This window comes from Arenibacter arenosicollis (genome assembly GCF_014397245.1).
GTDB lineage: Bacteria > Bacteroidota > Bacteroidia > Flavobacteriales > Flavobacteriaceae > Arenibacter > Arenibacter arenosicollis.
The window spans coordinates 1-15,332 of record NZ_JACLHY010000012.1 but is presented as its reverse complement, the minus strand read 5'-3'; the positions used below and the strand labels follow the sequence as shown (position 1 = coordinate 15,332).

The 15,332-nt window shown below is 38.3% G+C and carries 11 protein-coding genes and 1 pseudogene; 8 read left to right on the top strand and 4 right to left on the bottom strand.

The genetic code is table 11. The annotated features are described in order from the left end of the window. Positions 1-162: 162 nt before the first annotated feature. From lpxD to H4O18_RS12550, 3 genes are all read left to right on the top strand, one after another. Positions 163-1,155: a UDP-3-O-(3-hydroxymyristoyl)glucosamine N-acyltransferase gene (gene lpxD / locus H4O18_RS12560; RefSeq protein WP_187585094.1), complete on the top strand. Its 993-nt coding sequence runs from the start codon at positions 163-165 to the stop codon at positions 1,153-1,155. Positions 1,156-1,345: 190 nt separating this feature from the next. After that, positions 1,346-2,905: a DEAD/DEAH box helicase gene (locus tag H4O18_RS12555; protein WP_187585317.1), complete on the top strand. Its 1,560-nt coding sequence runs from the start codon at positions 1,346-1,348 to the stop codon at positions 2,903-2,905. 349 nt (positions 2,906-3,254) lie between these two features. Continuing rightward, positions 3,255-4,697 carry an amidohydrolase family protein gene (locus H4O18_RS12550; RefSeq protein WP_187585092.1) on the top strand — a complete coding sequence of 481 codons (1,443 nt, stop codon included), beginning with the start codon at positions 3,255-3,257 and terminating at the stop codon, positions 4,695-4,697. 82 nt (positions 4,698-4,779) lie between these two features. Here H4O18_RS12550 and H4O18_RS12545 read toward each other — a convergent pair whose 3' ends face one another. The 4 genes and pseudogenes from H4O18_RS12545 to H4O18_RS12530 all read right to left on the bottom strand — a co-directional run bounded on the left by H4O18_RS12545 (position 4,780) and on the right by H4O18_RS12530 (position 8,634). Continuing rightward, entirely contained in the window at positions 4,780-6,252 is a 1,473-nt protein-coding gene (locus H4O18_RS12545; RefSeq protein WP_187585090.1) for a c-type cytochrome, read from the bottom strand. A 151-nt stretch (positions 6,253-6,403) separates the two neighbouring features. Next, positions 6,404-6,982: a TMEM175 family protein gene (locus H4O18_RS12540; RefSeq protein WP_187585088.1), complete on the bottom strand. Its 579-nt coding sequence runs from the start codon at positions 6,980-6,982 to the stop codon at positions 6,404-6,406. A 15-nt stretch (positions 6,983-6,997) separates the two neighbouring features. After that, positions 6,998-7,867: pseudogene (locus H4O18_RS12535) on the bottom strand (pirin family protein). 53 nt (positions 7,868-7,920) lie between these two features. Next, the gene (locus H4O18_RS12530; RefSeq protein WP_187585086.1) at positions 7,921-8,634 is read right to left on the bottom strand and encodes a pirin family protein; all 714 of its coding nucleotides are present in this window, start codon (positions 8,632-8,634) and stop codon (positions 7,921-7,923) included. A gap of 288 nt (positions 8,635-8,922) precedes the next feature. On the opposite strand from H4O18_RS12530, the gene H4O18_RS12525 reads away from it, so the two are divergent. The 5 genes from H4O18_RS12525 (at position 8,923) to H4O18_RS12505 (ending at position 15,125) form a co-directional block, all read left to right on the top strand. Further along, positions 8,923-9,852, top strand: a complete 930-nt coding sequence (locus H4O18_RS12525) for a nuclear transport factor 2 family protein (RefSeq protein ID WP_187585084.1) — start codon at positions 8,923-8,925, stop codon at positions 9,850-9,852. 224 nt (positions 9,853-10,076) lie between these two features. After that, complete coding sequence (locus H4O18_RS12520) at positions 10,077-10,637, top strand: LemA family protein (protein WP_187585082.1); 561 nt, start codon at positions 10,077-10,079, stop codon at positions 10,635-10,637. Next, positions 10,637-12,331, top strand: a complete 1,695-nt coding sequence (locus H4O18_RS12515; RefSeq protein WP_187585080.1) for a DUF2207 domain-containing protein — start codon at positions 10,637-10,639, stop codon at positions 12,329-12,331. The genes H4O18_RS12520 and H4O18_RS12515 overlap by 1 nt, the downstream gene beginning before the upstream one ends. 215 nt (positions 12,332-12,546) lie before the next feature. Further along, positions 12,547-13,485 carry an EamA family transporter gene (locus tag H4O18_RS12510; RefSeq protein ID WP_187585078.1) on the top strand — a complete coding sequence of 313 codons (939 nt, stop codon included), beginning with the start codon at positions 12,547-12,549 and terminating at the stop codon, positions 13,483-13,485. A 1,220-nt stretch (positions 13,486-14,705) separates the two neighbouring features. After that, the gene (locus H4O18_RS12505; RefSeq protein WP_187585076.1) at positions 14,706-15,125 is read left to right on the top strand and encodes an OsmC family protein; all 420 of its coding nucleotides are present in this window, start codon (positions 14,706-14,708) and stop codon (positions 15,123-15,125) included. Positions 15,126-15,332: the final 207 nt, after the last annotated feature.

Here is a 15,332-nt window from a genome sequence, read left to right as displayed (position 1 = left end):
TCAAAAAAGATCTAGGCTGTCCTTTTATTTTACTTTTCAATTCTTATTTTTGAAATTTCTTAGTTTATATTTAACAATAGCGTCTGGAATTTAACGCTATATTTAAAAAAATCACAGAAAATTAAATCAACTTTTGATAATTAATCAATAATATAAATTTAAATGAAGTCATTCACTGTTGAACAAATAAATGAGCTCTTAAATGGGGAGCTTATAGGGGGATATGATAAGGTTATAATTGGGGCAGAGCAAATGGATAGGGCCAAAAACCAACATATTACCTTTATTTCAAGTAATAAATATGCTCGAAAATGGGATTCCTGTAATGCGAGTGCAGCTATTGTGAGTGATAGTATAAAAATATTACCAGGTGAGAACAAGGCTTTTGTCAAGGTAGCCAATGCAGATTTGGCCATGGCAAAATTGCTGGAGGCATTTCAGCCCGAACCACCCGAGTTACTAGAGGAAGTGCATCCTATGGCAACAGTGCACGAAACCGCTGTTTTGGGCAAGGGTTGCAAAATTGGAGCAGGTTGCTATGTAGGTAAAAACGTAGTTTTAGGGGATGGAGTTATTTTGTATCCCAATGTTGCTGTTTTTGATGAGACTACCATAGGCCATCATACCGTGGTCTGGTCCGGTACCGTAATCAGGGAAAGGAGTGTAATAGGTAATCATTGTATTTTTCATCTCAACGTAAGCATAGGGGCGGACGGATTTGGTTATAGACCGAGTGAGGATGGAAGGGGTTTGGTGAAAATACCTCAAATAGGAAATGTGGTGATTGGTAATTATGTAGAAATTGGGGCGAATTCCTGTGTTGATCGAGGTAAATTTAGTTCTACCATTATAGGTGACGGTTGTAAAATTGACAATTTGGTCCAAATAGCTCATAATTGTGTAATGGGAAGGTCCTGTATTATGGCTGGACACAGCGGTTTGGCAGGTTCGGTAACTCTGGGTGATGGTGTAATAATAGGAGGAAGTGCTTCAATAAAAGACCATACAACCATTAATTCAGGTGCTGTTGTTGGTGCTGGGTCAGGTGTGATGAGCGACGTCCTTCCAGGTAAAACTGTTTTAGGTTACCCGGCTACCGATTCCAGGGAAATGCTAAAACAGTGGGTAGCACTTAGAAAACTGGTAAAGAACTAGAAAGTGGTCCGCCGATTCAAATAATGTGATTGGCAAATTTCAAGTACTTTATAGTAAAAAATATTCATGTTAAGAGTTTTAGGAATTGACAACAGACATTGATGTTCAGAAAAAATATTCCTTAATTTTTCCAAAATTATTCGTTAAACACCCATTAAAGGGCTTAATTTTGCAGTCCAATAAAGAGATTATGTCGGAGACTTTGATTGCCAATGCCATTGTAGAAAGAAAAACGGATAAGGAGCTGTATAGCTATCAAAAAGGGGCTATAGACCAGATTTTTGATAAATTTGAAACAGCACCAGATGATTATCATCTTTTGTATCAATTGCCTACAGGTGGAGGTAAAACCGTTATTTTTTCTGAAATAGTACGGCAATATTTAAAGCATCATAGCAAGAAGGTGCTGATCATGACCCACCGAATAGAGCTCTGCAAACAAACTTCTACCATGTTAACCAGCTTTGGGGTAACCAATAAGGTGGTGGATAGCAAGGCCAATTTGGACGACCAGGAAGAATATAGCTGCTTTGTGGCTATGGTGGAAACTTTGAACAATAGGCTACAGGACGACAAATTGGATATTTCCGATGTAGGTCTGGTAATCATTGATGAGGCGCATTACAATTCGTTTACAAAACTGTTCAAGTTTTTCGAAAACTCCTTTGTTTTGGGAGTAACCGCCACACCTTTGAGTTCCAATAAGGATTTGCCCATGAAGGACAATTATGACGAATTAATTGTCGGTGAAACTATAGTGTCCCTTATCGAAAATGAATTTTTGGCCAGAGCTGAATTTTACTCCTACAATATGGGTCTAACCTCTTTGGAGGTAGGTTCCAATGGGGACTATACCGTAAAATCTTCAGAGGATCTTTACAACAATAGCATGATGTTGAGCAAGTTGTTGGAAGCATATGAGAAACATTCCAAAGGAAAGAAAACCTTGATTTTCAACAATGGTATTAATACTTCCCTGCATGTATATGAGACGTTTAGAGCTGCAGGATACCCTATTGCCCATTTGGACAATACCGCTACCAAGAAACAGCGTAAGACCATCTTAAAGTGGTTTAATATGACGCCTAATGCCATTTTAACCTCGGTAAGTATTCTGACCACTGGATTTGACGAACCTACAATAGACACCATTATTTTGAATCGGGCTACTAAATCCTTGACGCTGTACTATCAGATGATAGGTCGTGGTTCCCGAATATTGAATAATAAATCAACTTTTTCCGTAATCGATCTAGGAAACAATTTCCATCGTTTTGGTCCATGGGGCGCCGACCTGGATTGGCAGACTATTTTTAAATCTCCTAATTTTTATGCTGATAGGCTTATTAGTGATGAGGAACTGGAAAGCAACTTTAAATGGGAAATGCCCGAAGAGTTGCGCGCAGAATTCGCTAATTCCGAGGAGGTGTATTTTGATATCAAGGAAACTTATGTGGATTCCATTAAAAATGGGGAGACCTCAAAGGTGGTGTTGGAGCGGTCTATAGCACAACATGCAAGAATTTGTGTAGAAAACAGTGAGGACGTGTATGATGCACTTGCACTCTCCAAAATGTTGGGTCCGGATATCGATGATAGAATTCAGCGCTATGCCAAATGCATTAGTAAAAGCACCTATAACTTCCTTAAGTGGCTCACTGATGACTATCACAAGAAACTAAGTACCCATCTACGCCAGAATTTCGATACAATTTTTGAAGACATTCACGGAAGACCACCAGAGGAATAATATAACCGTTGGTACATTGTCCAATTGGTTATAGACCGTGTTTGATCAGACAAAACCTAACCTAAGTATTGAACTGTAAGGGCGGTTTTCGCAAAGTATATGCTTTTGATGCGAAATAAAGCAGCACCTGAAAAATGTTTTGCATCTAACGCCATTATTGGTACTCCAATCCGAAATTTCCTTTAAAACCTTAGAAAGATTAAGGATGTCCGTATCTTTATAGTTAGGCAATTTCCTTATCTTTAAGTACTCCCTTTGATAACGCTCTATTGACTCTGAAGGCTGTTTTGTATTGTCCGGACTAAATGTTGGGGCCCAGCCTGCGTCCTAACATTAAAACTCCAGCATCATGCAAAACAATTATGTGGATTTTCACTGCCATCCGTCCATAAAGCCTTTTGGCAAAAGCTTTAATCGCAACCCCAATGGGGAAAACTCGGCCAATAGAAATCGGGTAAGGAGTATTTGGCGTTACAATCCGCCAACTTTGGTGGATAAGCTTTTAAATTATATAATTGGCGTCACAAAATTTTCCCAATCCAATTTTGCAAGCCTATCTTATGGTGGTGTAAGGGTTGTGTGTGCTTCACTATATCCTATTGAGAAATATTTTTTCCGTAATAAAATGACCAATGAATTTATTTTGGACATTGCAGCCAATTTTGCCACAGGGGTAGGGAAGAAGCGAGTAGATTACATTCAGGGAATAAAAGATTACTTTAAGGATCTTGAAATGGAACGGGCCTATTATAGGGAACTTGATGGCACCATTGTTCATTTGCCCGAAGGTAAATTCAGGTATAAAATAGTAAAGAGTTATATGGAAATCGAAGCCATGAGGCTTGCAGATGTGAATACCAAAATGCAAACAATTTGTATTGTTATGACCATAGAGGGTATGCACGCATTGATATCGGATATTGAGAAGGTTCCCACCCGGGATGGGATGTTGCAAAACCTTATGAAAGTCAAGGCTTGGGAACAGCCTCCATTTTTTGTTACCCTGGCCCATCATTTTTGGAATCATTTATGTGGCCACGCCCAAAGTATGACAGGGATTATTAAAAAGAAGACAGATCAATCTGAAGGACTTAATACAGGGATTACCACTTTAGGTAAATTTATAATAAAAAAGTTGTTGGATGACAACAATGGCAAACGAATCTTAATAGATATCAAGCACATGAGTCCAGCATCAAGAAATGATTATTACCAATTACTGGATACTATTCCCGAATATAACGATATACCAGTTATAGCCAGTCATGGAGCTGCCAATGGGCTTATTTCGTCAAGTGATAGGAATCCGGGTAGGCCTAGAACCGCTAGTAGACTAAACCCATCCGATATAAACTTCTTCGATGATGAAATAATTAGAATAGCCAAAAGCAAAGGAATTATAGGGTTGCAATTGGACGAACGTAGAATAGTTAGCAAGGAAACCCTAGGAAATATAAAAAAATCCACGAAGAGAAATAAAATAATGCATTATAGGTCGGAACTGTTATGGAATCAGGTGCAGCACATTGCAGAGTTGTTGGATGCAGAAGGTATTTTTGCTTGGGACTGTATGGTGATAGGAACTGATTTTGATGGTATTATCGACCCATTGAACAGTTTTTGGACTGCTGAGGAACTCCCTTTTTTAGCTGATTTTTTGGAGCGACATGTCTTTAATTATATGTCCAACAATAGGCTGAATGTGCCGGCCAATAATATAAAGGCCGACGAAATTGTATCCCGAATAATGTCTTTGAACGGGATGGAATTTTTAAAACTCAATTTTAAATGATAATTATTTTTGATTAGAGGCTGAGTATAGGATGAAATAGATATTAAATTATCAGTTTAATCAAAACCCCTATAATGCTGATTTATAAGGTTTTTAGATACTCTATTATTGCAGTTCGTTCAGTATTGGTCAGCTGATCTCCAAAGGTGTGACCTGTATTGCCATACCCCTTTAAAGTAGTGTCATAAGTGTTTTTGTCCACTTTGGTTTGTTCTATTGTATAGTTCCAACCGACTTTTATTTGGTCGTAATCGGTATTTATGAAAGACCTGCTCCAAATCTTCGGTCTATTCTCGCTATTCAGTACGTCTTCCAAGGTGGGGACGGAGCCGTTGTGGAAGTATGGTGCCGTGGCCCAAATACCATCCAAGGGAGGAGCTATATAGCCACCTTCCGCTTTTATCTGCAATTTATTGGATGTTGTTCCAAACCAACCGGAGTTGAACCAGTCCATAAAGTAATCGTTTATTGGTGAGGAGGTAGTGTAATGGTTGGATAATTCGGGGTCGGTTCCGACGGACTTTATAGTCACCAATAAGTTGGGATAAGTAGGGTTGTCCCCGTAAGTGCCATGACAGGTTGCGCATGTATTTTCAAATAGCAGTTTCCCTTGTTGTGCCAAATCAGTGTCAATGGTAAAAGGGTATTCCGGTGCTTCCAAGCTTTGGATGTAGGCCAGGACATCTACCATTTTGCTGTCTATTTCAGCTGCCTTGGAGGCATCTCCCATTGTTAGGAGACTTGAGCCGATAAATGATTTGCAAAAATCATATCGTCCTATGGCGTGGTAAAACATAGCGTTTTTCTTTTTTAGCAACCACCAAGCCGGTACATCGGTCGGTATAACATCTTCAGAGACTTCAACAAAAGGGGTGTCTTGCCATACCAAAGTATTTTTGTCCCGGTGACTGATCAATACCTGTGCAATCTTATCGGCTGGATTGGAGCCTCTGGTTTCCGTAATGGTCTTAGGGCCTATAGCAACAATACTTTTTCTAAATTGATCATAAGCCAACCATTCCGCACTCTCCTCTCCACCATAAAGAGCTCTTATACCAGAATTCAATAGGGCTATATTACTGGCTCTATTTACGGTAAAATCAGCATCATGATTTCCTAAGCCTATTATAAAATTATTGTTAATGGTAGAGGCGTGGCATGCCATGCAGTTGGGTGCTACCACCTTTGCGCCATTTGAAGCTGTTATGGCGGTATAATCATAGGGGATATCGGCGTTGTCACCGCTTCTATTAAGGCGGTTATCGGGATTCTCGCTTGTTCCCAGCAAAAATGCGTCGTAAGGTATGCCCGAACTCATGTAATCCCCAGAAATTAAATATTCGTATCCCGCCGAAGCATCCCCTGTTCTTTGAGGATTGTTGGGTAAGGGGCTACTCTCTATATTGGGGCCTTCCACTTCGGGTTCTTCCTCAGGTTGGTCAATAGGTTTTTCATTGACCACAATATCTATAAGGTCCTCTTTGCTCTCTTTGGAGCACGAAAAGACAAGGGTATAGAGGATAATAGTCGAAACCAGAAAATAAATTTTTTTCAAAGCAATAGATTTTTATCAAAAAAAGCATAGTCAATTTAATGATAATTTAAGACAAACAGGCGTGCTTACTGGTTAAAATCGACAAACCACCGTGGAACTCGCTAAAAGGTGGATTATGTTCGATTGGCTGGTAGTAAGGGTAAAGGTGTTATTACTTTTTCTCGGCCAAACCTTCCAGTTTCTTGTTGGGTACCGCCCAAATAATGGCAACCGTAATGAATCCAGCTACAGCTATCCATGTATTGATATAGGCGAGTGGAATGGAGGCAATGTAAATTAGCATTGATATGTTTTCTTTCAAACCTCGTTTGGTGACCAATTTTAATGGGTAGTTTTCATCATGATGCTTTATGAGGTAAATTTCCAGAATTCTATATGCTATGGCGCACATAAAGAGAACAGTGCCATATAGTGCAATAGTTAAAGGAGCGTGGTAATTTTCCCCTACCCAACTCGTGGCAAAGGGAATCAGGGACAACCAAAAAAGCAAGTGGAGGTTGGCCCAGAGAATCGGGCCATTTACTTTTTCAGTAACCTGCAATAAATGGTGATGGTTGTTCCAGTAAATCCCTAAATAAATAAAGCTCAGGACATAACTCATGAAGATGGGGAAAGTAGAAGTTAGTCCTTCCAGGGTGGTTTCTTCAGGTGCTTTCATTTCTAGAACCATAATTGTGATGATGATAGCCAAAACCCCATCGCTAAATGCTTCCAATCTTCCTGTTTTCATAATAAATTGTTTTGTTTATGTCGGTAAGGGTACAAAATCAGATTCGCCGGGTACTTTTGGAAATTTCTGAAGTTTCCAATTGTTACTGGCTCTTTCAATGATATTTTTATCAGAAGAGACAAAGTTCCAGTAAATATGTCTTTCTTCTGGGAATGGTTCGCCGCCAAAAATATAAATAATAGTATTGGCAGCCAGTTCAAATTCGCAAAGACTGCTGTCTTTGGCAATTAAAATTTGTTTAGGGCCATAGGTATTTCCATCACTGGAAAGGCTTCCTTCCAACACGTAGAGACCACTTTCTCCGAACAATTCCGGTCCTATATTTATTTTTTTATTTTCCCTACTTGTCAATTCCAAAAAATATAGTTTACTGTGTACGGGTACGGGAGAAATCCTGCCTAAGACCTCCCCGGCAATTAGGGTTGCTGTAACGCCTTGGAATTGCCATTTGGGGATTTCGTCTTTGTTGAAATGGGTAAATGTGGGCTCCATTTGTTCCTTTCTTTTAGGAAGTCCTACCTATATTTGCAGTCCATGCAGCGACTTTTTACTGTTTCTCAAGTGTTCTAAAGTGCGTTCGGAATGTACTACTCCCTTGCCGGCAGTCATCCAATTAACGCCGCCGGGATTAATTTGCACCTCATTTCCTAAACTATCCCGGTGCATAATTGCTCCGTCAAAAAGAAAGGTGAGTGTAGAAAGTCCAATGTGTGGATGCGGTGGAACATCCAAATTTTCATTCTCGTTCATTTCAACTGGCCCCATATGGTCTATAAAAACAAAAGGCCCCACCATACGCTTTTGCCTAAAGGGCAATAATCGGCCAACCATAAAATTGCCGATATTGGCCGCCCTTTCCGGAATTACGAGTTTAATGTTGGACATAACTTCTTTTGTTAACAATGAAATACTTAAAAATAGAAAAAAGCCAGCAATTATTATAAATTTAATGGGACTTCCATCAACAGTACCTTGCTGGGCTCTGTGGAAGTAAGGGTGATTTCGTTAGTTTCCCAAATCCCTAAGGCATCACGCCGTTTCAACTGATGTTCCCCTATGGAAATTTCACCTTCCAAAACAAATATATACAGTCCATTGTTAGGTTTATTTAAAGTATAAGTTGAGCTAATTCCAGTTTCAAAATCACCCAAGGAAAACCAAGCATCCTGATATATCCATACCCCTTGATTCGATTTATTTGGGGAAAGTATTTGGTAAAAGGAATTTTTGGTAGCCAGATTATGGGTGGAAATTTGATCATACCTTGGTGATACATTTTGGGCCTTTGGAATTACCCAAATTTGTAAAAATTTCACTTCTTGATTTTTGTTCTTGTTGTACTCACTGTGAAAAACACCGGTTCCTGCGCTCATTACCTGCACATCACCTTCCTTAATTACGGTGGTGTTTCCCATACTGTCCTTATGTTCCAAATCTCCTTTTAGGGGAATGGATACAATTTCCATGTTTTTATGGGGATGTTGTCCAAAACCCTGACCGCCAGAAACGGTATCGTCATTTAACACCCTAAGAACACCAAAATTCATCCTTTCTGGATTGTGATAATTGGCAAAACTAAAACTGTGATATGAATTTAGCCATCCATGATTGGCATGGCCTCTGCTATCTGCTGAATAAAAAATTGTTTTCATGATTTATCTTTTCGTTTTTTCAAAATTAAGGACCAACAGCAGAATATGCATTGATGTATGATAAGTAAGTCCAATTTATAATAGAAAATTCATTTTGGATTGTAGCGAAATCTTGGAGAAATGGGTAAACTGATTATTTGGCGGATAATTATTGAGCATGTTTCGGACAAAAAAACTGTTCGTTCGTCCTTACGCGATTAAAAAATAGTTGGAATCTAATTTACTTATGGTTTCATCAGATACTAAACTGTTTCTGGGAATAAATAATAATCAAAGAACTTATTTAAAATGAAAAAATCAATTCAAATGGCTATGGTACTTATGGTGGTATTTGGCTATTCGCAAAAGAAAAAAAACGGGACCATTTTTTTGGAACATCCCGCAATTGAAGTTGTTAATGGTATGATGACCGCTTTTGTGGCCGGGGATGCCGAAAAGGTGGGTTCCTACCTAGCCGATGATTTTAAAGCCTATAACGGGTTTAGTACCAATAAAGATGACAAAGGGTCTACCAAAGAAGAGTTTTTGGAACAAGTAAATTTTTGGAAAGATAATGTTGCCTACCTGTCTTCAGCACCAAGCGAAGGTGCCTATCCGGATGCCTTGGAATATAAAGAAAGCGGAGTTTGGGTTCAAACCTGGGATCATATAAAAGGAATGCATAAAAAAACTGGGGTAAAATTGGATATGCCTTATCATAGGTTATATAAGCTAAATGACGATAACAAAATAAAAAGCATGATCAATTATTTTGATAATGATGTCATCTGGGAAGTCAGAAGAAGTTTTGGTGATCGACAAAATGGTACAATATTTAATCATCATGATAATATTAATACAGTAAGGAAATTGATGTATGCCTTTGAATTTAAGGATTTGGAGACCTTTTACAGTTTCTATGCTGAGGATGCTAGATTTTATAGTCTAGAACTACCTGATGGAGAGAGCCTTGGATTGGAAGAGATAAAGGAACGCAATAAGAAGTTAATGGAGACTTATAATTTTGATAGTATAGATGAGACTGGTTATCCGGATTATTTGGAATATGATATGCAGGATGCCAAGGTGGTTCAGTCTTGGTGGAAATTTAGATTGACAAGAAAATCTGATGGTAAGAAAATTATTGTACCAGCCTTATATCTTCATGATTTTGATGATGAAGGAAAAATTACGAGGTCCATCGCATACGTAAGTACCAAGATTTTGGATGCTAAATAGTACCAAAATTAAGGTAGGAAAAAGAGCGCCCACGACGCTCTTTTTTTATTTAAGGGGTATTGGAGCGTCCTATAGTAATTGAATTGCAAGGTATTTTGGCGGTATGGAGTCATTCCTTGGGTATCCTTGCTATGTCGTATAATTTGTAAAATAGCCTGCTGCCCGAACAAAAAAATAAAGTAACTTAGTGGAGACCATATTTTAAACAAAAAAAACACTGAACCATGATTACGTTAATTATTTTTTTAGGAATCGCAGCTCTGTTAGCCCTATTCCTAGTAAATGTTTTTAATCACTTTGCCAGACTTAGGAATCTAGTGAAGGACGCTTGGAGTAATATTGATGTCGCATTAAAAAGACGGTACGACCTAATACCTAATTTGGTAGAAACTGTTAAGGGCTATGCAAAGCACGAAAAATCTACCCTAGAGTCTGTTATAAATGCACGCAACGCTGCAATGGCTGTCCCATCGGGAGATATTAATGCCCAAATAAAGGCAGAAAACCAACTGCAACAAAGCTTGAGAAGTATATTTGCTTTGGGAGAGGCTTATCCGGATCTAAAGGCCAATGCCAATTATTTAGATCTTCAACAAAAACTAAATGAGATCGAGGAAAATCTGGAACGTGCCAGGAGGTATTACAATGGTTCGGTGAGAGAAAACAACACTTATGGGGAGAGCGTTCCGGGAGTGCTTGTAGCAAGTTTGTTCAAATATCAACATTTCGATTATTTCGAAGCTGAGGAGGCTAGTAGGGCCAATGTAAAAGTAGATTTCTCTTAATGAAAAACATTTCTTTTTTTCTTTTTATTCTTCTTGTCGTCGGCAAGGGCGTGGCTCAGGATTTTACGGTTATAAACTATACAGTGGACATTACAATTCATCAGGAAGGTTATTTTGATGTGGTGGAAAACTATGATCTTAATTTCGAAATCCCAAAACACGGCATTTACAGAAACATTCAGACAAAATATGATCTTGTGGATGCCGAGGGTTCGGAATCAACCCGAAAGATTAAAATAAGTAAGATAAAGGTTCCGAATTATAAATATGACGCTCCGTTCGACTTTGTACAAAAGTTGCAGGACAATGTGCAGATAAAAATTGGGGACAAGGACATTACCTTAGTTGGTCCCCAGCATTATGAAATAAAATACAGGGTTCACAATGCCCTTCTCTTTGAGGATTCCCATATTCGCTTCTATTGGAACATAAAACCGGAGGATTGGCAGGCCGATTTTCACCAAGTCAGTTTTAAAGTACATGTTCCGGACAACGTATATCCAGACAAAGAAAATAGCTTTGTTTATTCGGGCGACAGCGGTACTAGCACAAGGAGTACGGATATACAGTTATATTACTCGGCCAACGAATTTTCTGGTACCAGTAAGTCAGGCTTTGTATCACATCCAGGGCAGAGTGTTACGGTTCTGATGAACCTTCCCTTTGGCTCGGTCATAGAAGAGAAACCTTTTTGGCCTTTTTGGGAGCAGTTCGGTTGGGTGTTCTTGATCGGGATAATGTTTTTTGCATTTTTTAGGGTATGGTGGAATTTTGGAAGGGACGAGCGTATAATTGCCACCACCAGTTATTACCCACCGGATAATATAGATCCGGCCATGGTAGGTTTTTTAATCAATGACAAGGATGATAATTCGGATTTAATCTCGTTGATACCTTATTGGGGCTCAAAAGGGCTTATAAGACTTGAAGAAATCCCCAAAAAAGGTCTTTTTGGGTCCAAGGACACCAAAATCGTCCGTCTACAATCTTTGCCATTGGATTCCCCAGCCTATGAAATGGAAATATTCCAGGGGCTGTTTGGCGACAATAACAATGTAGTTGGGACCGAGGTGCTGGTGAGTAGTCTAAAGGATACTTTTTACACCAAGATGATCAAAGCTCGCAGCGAATTGAAGAAATTGGCGCAGCCCTATTACGAAGCAGAATCCAAAAAAATCCAAGGCATTATGTATTTTGCATTGGTGGCCCTTGCTATTGGACTAACTTTGGTTGGTCTTTTCTATTGGGGTCCTTTGGCCGCCGTGGCAATTGTGGTCTCTTGTATTCTTCTGATTTTTGTAAACCGATTTATGGTAAAAAAGAATGCCAAGGGCAATGAATTGCTATCAGAATTAAAAGGATTTAAAAGATTTATTAAGGTAGCAGAGGAAAACAGACTAAAGATGCTTATCAAGGATGACCCGCATTATTTTGAAAATACCTTGGGATATGCCCTGGCCTTTGGTTTGTTTGATCAATGGGCCAAAAAATTCAGGGACCTTAACATACCCCCGCCTGACTGGTATTCGTCTTCTTCGAGTAGTGCTTTATCAATGAATCAGTTTTCCAAATCCTTTTCCAGTTCCATGGCCAGCACTAAGTCCTATATGGTAAGTTCACCGTCCAGTAGTGGAAGTTCAGGGGGCGGATCCTCAGGTGGTGGCTTTGGAGGCGGTGGAGGAGGAAGTTGGTGACCGGAGAGTTAGTTGCAAAATAGAATTTCAAAATACTATTAAGGCTAATTATTATTTTATGGTGATTCTGGTGTAAATTGAAGGTAAATATCTTGTTACCGTAACCATATATCTGGTAGTATTGACATTTTTAGTTCGAAAAATGGAGCGACACGGAAGAGCTTATTTAATAAAAGTTATACTTACTTTTGTGCTTCATTGGAAAAGCTTTTTTTATGTCCAAATCTCGGAATACCTTACTTATTGTACTTTCCTTTTTTGCCATATATGTAATTTGGGGTTCCACCTATCTTTTAAATAAGATTTCGGTGCAAGAATTGCCACCTTTTATGTTGGCTTCCATACGTTTCTCTGTGGCGGGTATTTTGATATTTGCGCTTTGTAAAATAATGGGAATCCCATTGACCATTACCAAAAAGCAATTATTAAACTCCAGTATTGCGGGATTTTTGTTCCTGGCCTTTGGAAATGGTTTTGTGGTTTGGGCGCTAAAGTATGTGGATAGTGGTTTTGCAGCATTGGAAATAGCTGCGCAACCTCTGGTTATTTTATTATTGATGAGGATACTTGAGGGGAAAAAGATTCAGACCATGTCTTTGGTAGGGGTTATAATTGGCATATTGGGTATTTATCTATTGGTAAGCCAAAATCAGGTAATAAGTAAGGAGAATTCGGTTCTGGGAATGGTCATGATATTTTTATGTATGATAAGTTGGGCTTATGCAAGTTTGTTTGTGGCCAAAGCAGATCTGCCAAAGAACTATTTTGTAAATACGGGCTTTCAAATGTTCGCCGCCGGAATCATTTTAATGGTGGGGAGTTTGCTAATTGGGGAAACCTGGTCCCTGCCTACCACCTGGAGCAGCCCAGTACTATATTCCATGTTATTGCTAATTATATTTGGCAGTATTGTTGCCTTCACAGCCTTTAATTATTTACTGAAAGTGGTTTCGCCGGAAAAGGTAGCTACATCCACTTATGTAAATCCAATTATTGCTCTTTTATTAGGTTGGTTCTTTTTGGGTGAAGAGATAACCACTCAATCCATTATTGCCGCTGTTGTCCTTCTAACAGGGGTCTATTTTATCAATACCAGAAAGAAATTGGTTTTGTTCTCCAGGTTTTCAAGTCGGTATTCGCCTAAGGAAGATTAATAACAATTGATTTTTTCAAATCTTTATCTGGAAAGTAGGGGAGCGCATATATTGACTGTGATGATCGGGTATAAAAAAAGCAGCTGAATCTTAAACCCACTGCTTTTAAAATTTAGAGCCCTATCCTACTTAATTTTTATAAAATTAGTTACAGTATATTCTGCGCTCCGCCCAACGATTTTTCTTGATATCTCGAAAATTTACCATCAAAATACTTTCTCCCGTCAACTGAAAATTAGTTGATTCTGACTGTGATTTATGAATAAAAGATTTCATTATTTCTGTATTATTGGTTTTTAATTTACCTGTAACGCCTTTTGGCGTTCCAGATGTTGCTTTTTGAATTTTCTATTGTTTGTTTTACGTAATGATTGTTTACTGTTTCCATGATGTTGTTTTTTAAATTGATGTTAATGTTGTAACTATTTATTGCGGTAAGTTAATTGTACCGTCTTTTACTGTTCCAAATTCTACTTTTGGAAGATTCCAATGTTTGTTTTACAAGGTGTTTGTTAATAGTTTCCATGATTTTATTTTTAAAATGATTAATTGATTTACTACTTATAGACGACGTATGAATAAAATTGTTACGGTACTATGTATAAAATAGTACCGTTTTAAGCAATATTTAACATTTGGACAAAGGGGTAAAAGGGGGTGAGTGGGGTTTAAATATCTGATAATCAGAAATTAAAAGGCTTTGTGTAAATTAATCTATTTTTAAAAAAAAGGGTTTAGGCGGTTCACTGAAGCTTTAAAAGAGGTATGAATTAAACCGACTCTGCTATTAATAAAGCAAATAGGGAAAATTTAATTTAATTAAAGAATGCGGAGAGTACGGAATAAAATTTTTGCAGTACCGTTCTGCTCTTAATTTTGAAGGCAAACAATACCGCATGAAAAAATATTGAATATTTGTAAATACCTACTCAGAGACATTTGTAGGAATTATGAGAATTTTATGGGAATATCATTAGCTATTTAATATCTTAGGGGTAGAAGGAAAATCAGTCTTTTGGGTCCATTTCCTTCTTACTTAAATACCAGTCCTTTCTTGTTCTTATAAACACAATTGGATTGGACCCATAAGTATTGTTTAAAAGGTTAAGCAGCGAGTTAGTGGTAAGGATGGGAGAATTTGACAAGTAGCCAATGGGTAAGTGTTTAGCTCGAATTAAATTGAATTATTAACGGATTATAATAACCTTAAATATATAAGTATGAAATTCAGTAGAAATGCAAGTGCAAACTGGAAAGGTAGCGGTAAGGATGGTAAAGGTACCGTAAGTACGGGAAGTACCATCCTGAAGGATACCCAATATTCCTTTAAATCGAGATTTGAAGATGGCAAGGGTACTAACCCGGAAGAATTGGTAGGAGCCGCCCACGCTGGTTGTTTTACTATGCAACTAAGTTTTTTATTAGGAGAGGCCGGGTTTACACCGACCAACTTGGATACCAGCGCTAAGGTGAACTTTGAGGACGGCAGTATAACACAAATAACATTAAGCCTTAATGGTCAGGTACCGGGAATTAAGGAGGATCAGTTTAAGGAAATTGCCAAAAAAGCCAAGGAAATTTGCCCTATTTCCAAATTATTAAAGACAGATATAGTGTTGGAGGTAAGCTTAAAGGCATAGGAACCAAAGCTGTTTACATCCTATCCTTATGGGTATCAATAAAAAAAGCCACTTTTAAAGTGGCTTTTCTTTTATTTGTGATGTCCCGTCCTAAAATAAGTTGACACAAAATCGACTTATTTATGAAACATTCAAAGATTACAGGTAATAAGCGTACACAACGCGATTACAATCTAGGTTTTAAATTGGCCGTTATTTCCCAAGTTG

Bases quoted from the DNA above. Each gene is read 5' to 3' on its own strand.
- lpxD (WP_187585094.1), top strand. From the start codon at position 163: ATGAAGTCATTCACTGTTGAACAAATAAATGAGCTCTTAAATGGGGAG.
- H4O18_RS12555 (WP_187585317.1), top strand. From the start codon at position 1,346: ATGTCGGAGACTTTGATTGCCAATGCCATTGTAGAAAGAAAAACGGAT.
- H4O18_RS12550 (WP_187585092.1), top strand. From the start codon at position 3,255: ATGCAAAACAATTATGTGGATTTTCACTGCCATCCGTCCATAAAGCCT.
- H4O18_RS12540 (WP_187585088.1), bottom strand. From the start codon at position 6,982: ATGAAAACAGGAAGATTGGAAGCATTTAGCGATGGGGTTTTGGCTATC.
- H4O18_RS12530 (WP_187585086.1), bottom strand. From the start codon at position 8,634: ATGAAAACAATTTTTTATTCAGCAGATAGCAGAGGCCATGCCAATCAT.
- H4O18_RS12525 (WP_187585084.1), top strand. From the start codon at position 8,923: ATGAAAAAATCAATTCAAATGGCTATGGTACTTATGGTGGTATTTGGC.
- H4O18_RS12520 (WP_187585082.1), top strand. From the start codon at position 10,077: ATGATTACGTTAATTATTTTTTTAGGAATCGCAGCTCTGTTAGCCCTA.
- H4O18_RS12515 (WP_187585080.1), top strand. From the start codon at position 10,637: ATGAAAAACATTTCTTTTTTTCTTTTTATTCTTCTTGTCGTCGGCAAG.
- H4O18_RS12510 (WP_187585078.1), top strand. From the start codon at position 12,547: ATGTCCAAATCTCGGAATACCTTACTTATTGTACTTTCCTTTTTTGCC.
- H4O18_RS12505 (WP_187585076.1), top strand. From the start codon at position 14,706: ATGAAATTCAGTAGAAATGCAAGTGCAAACTGGAAAGGTAGCGGTAAG.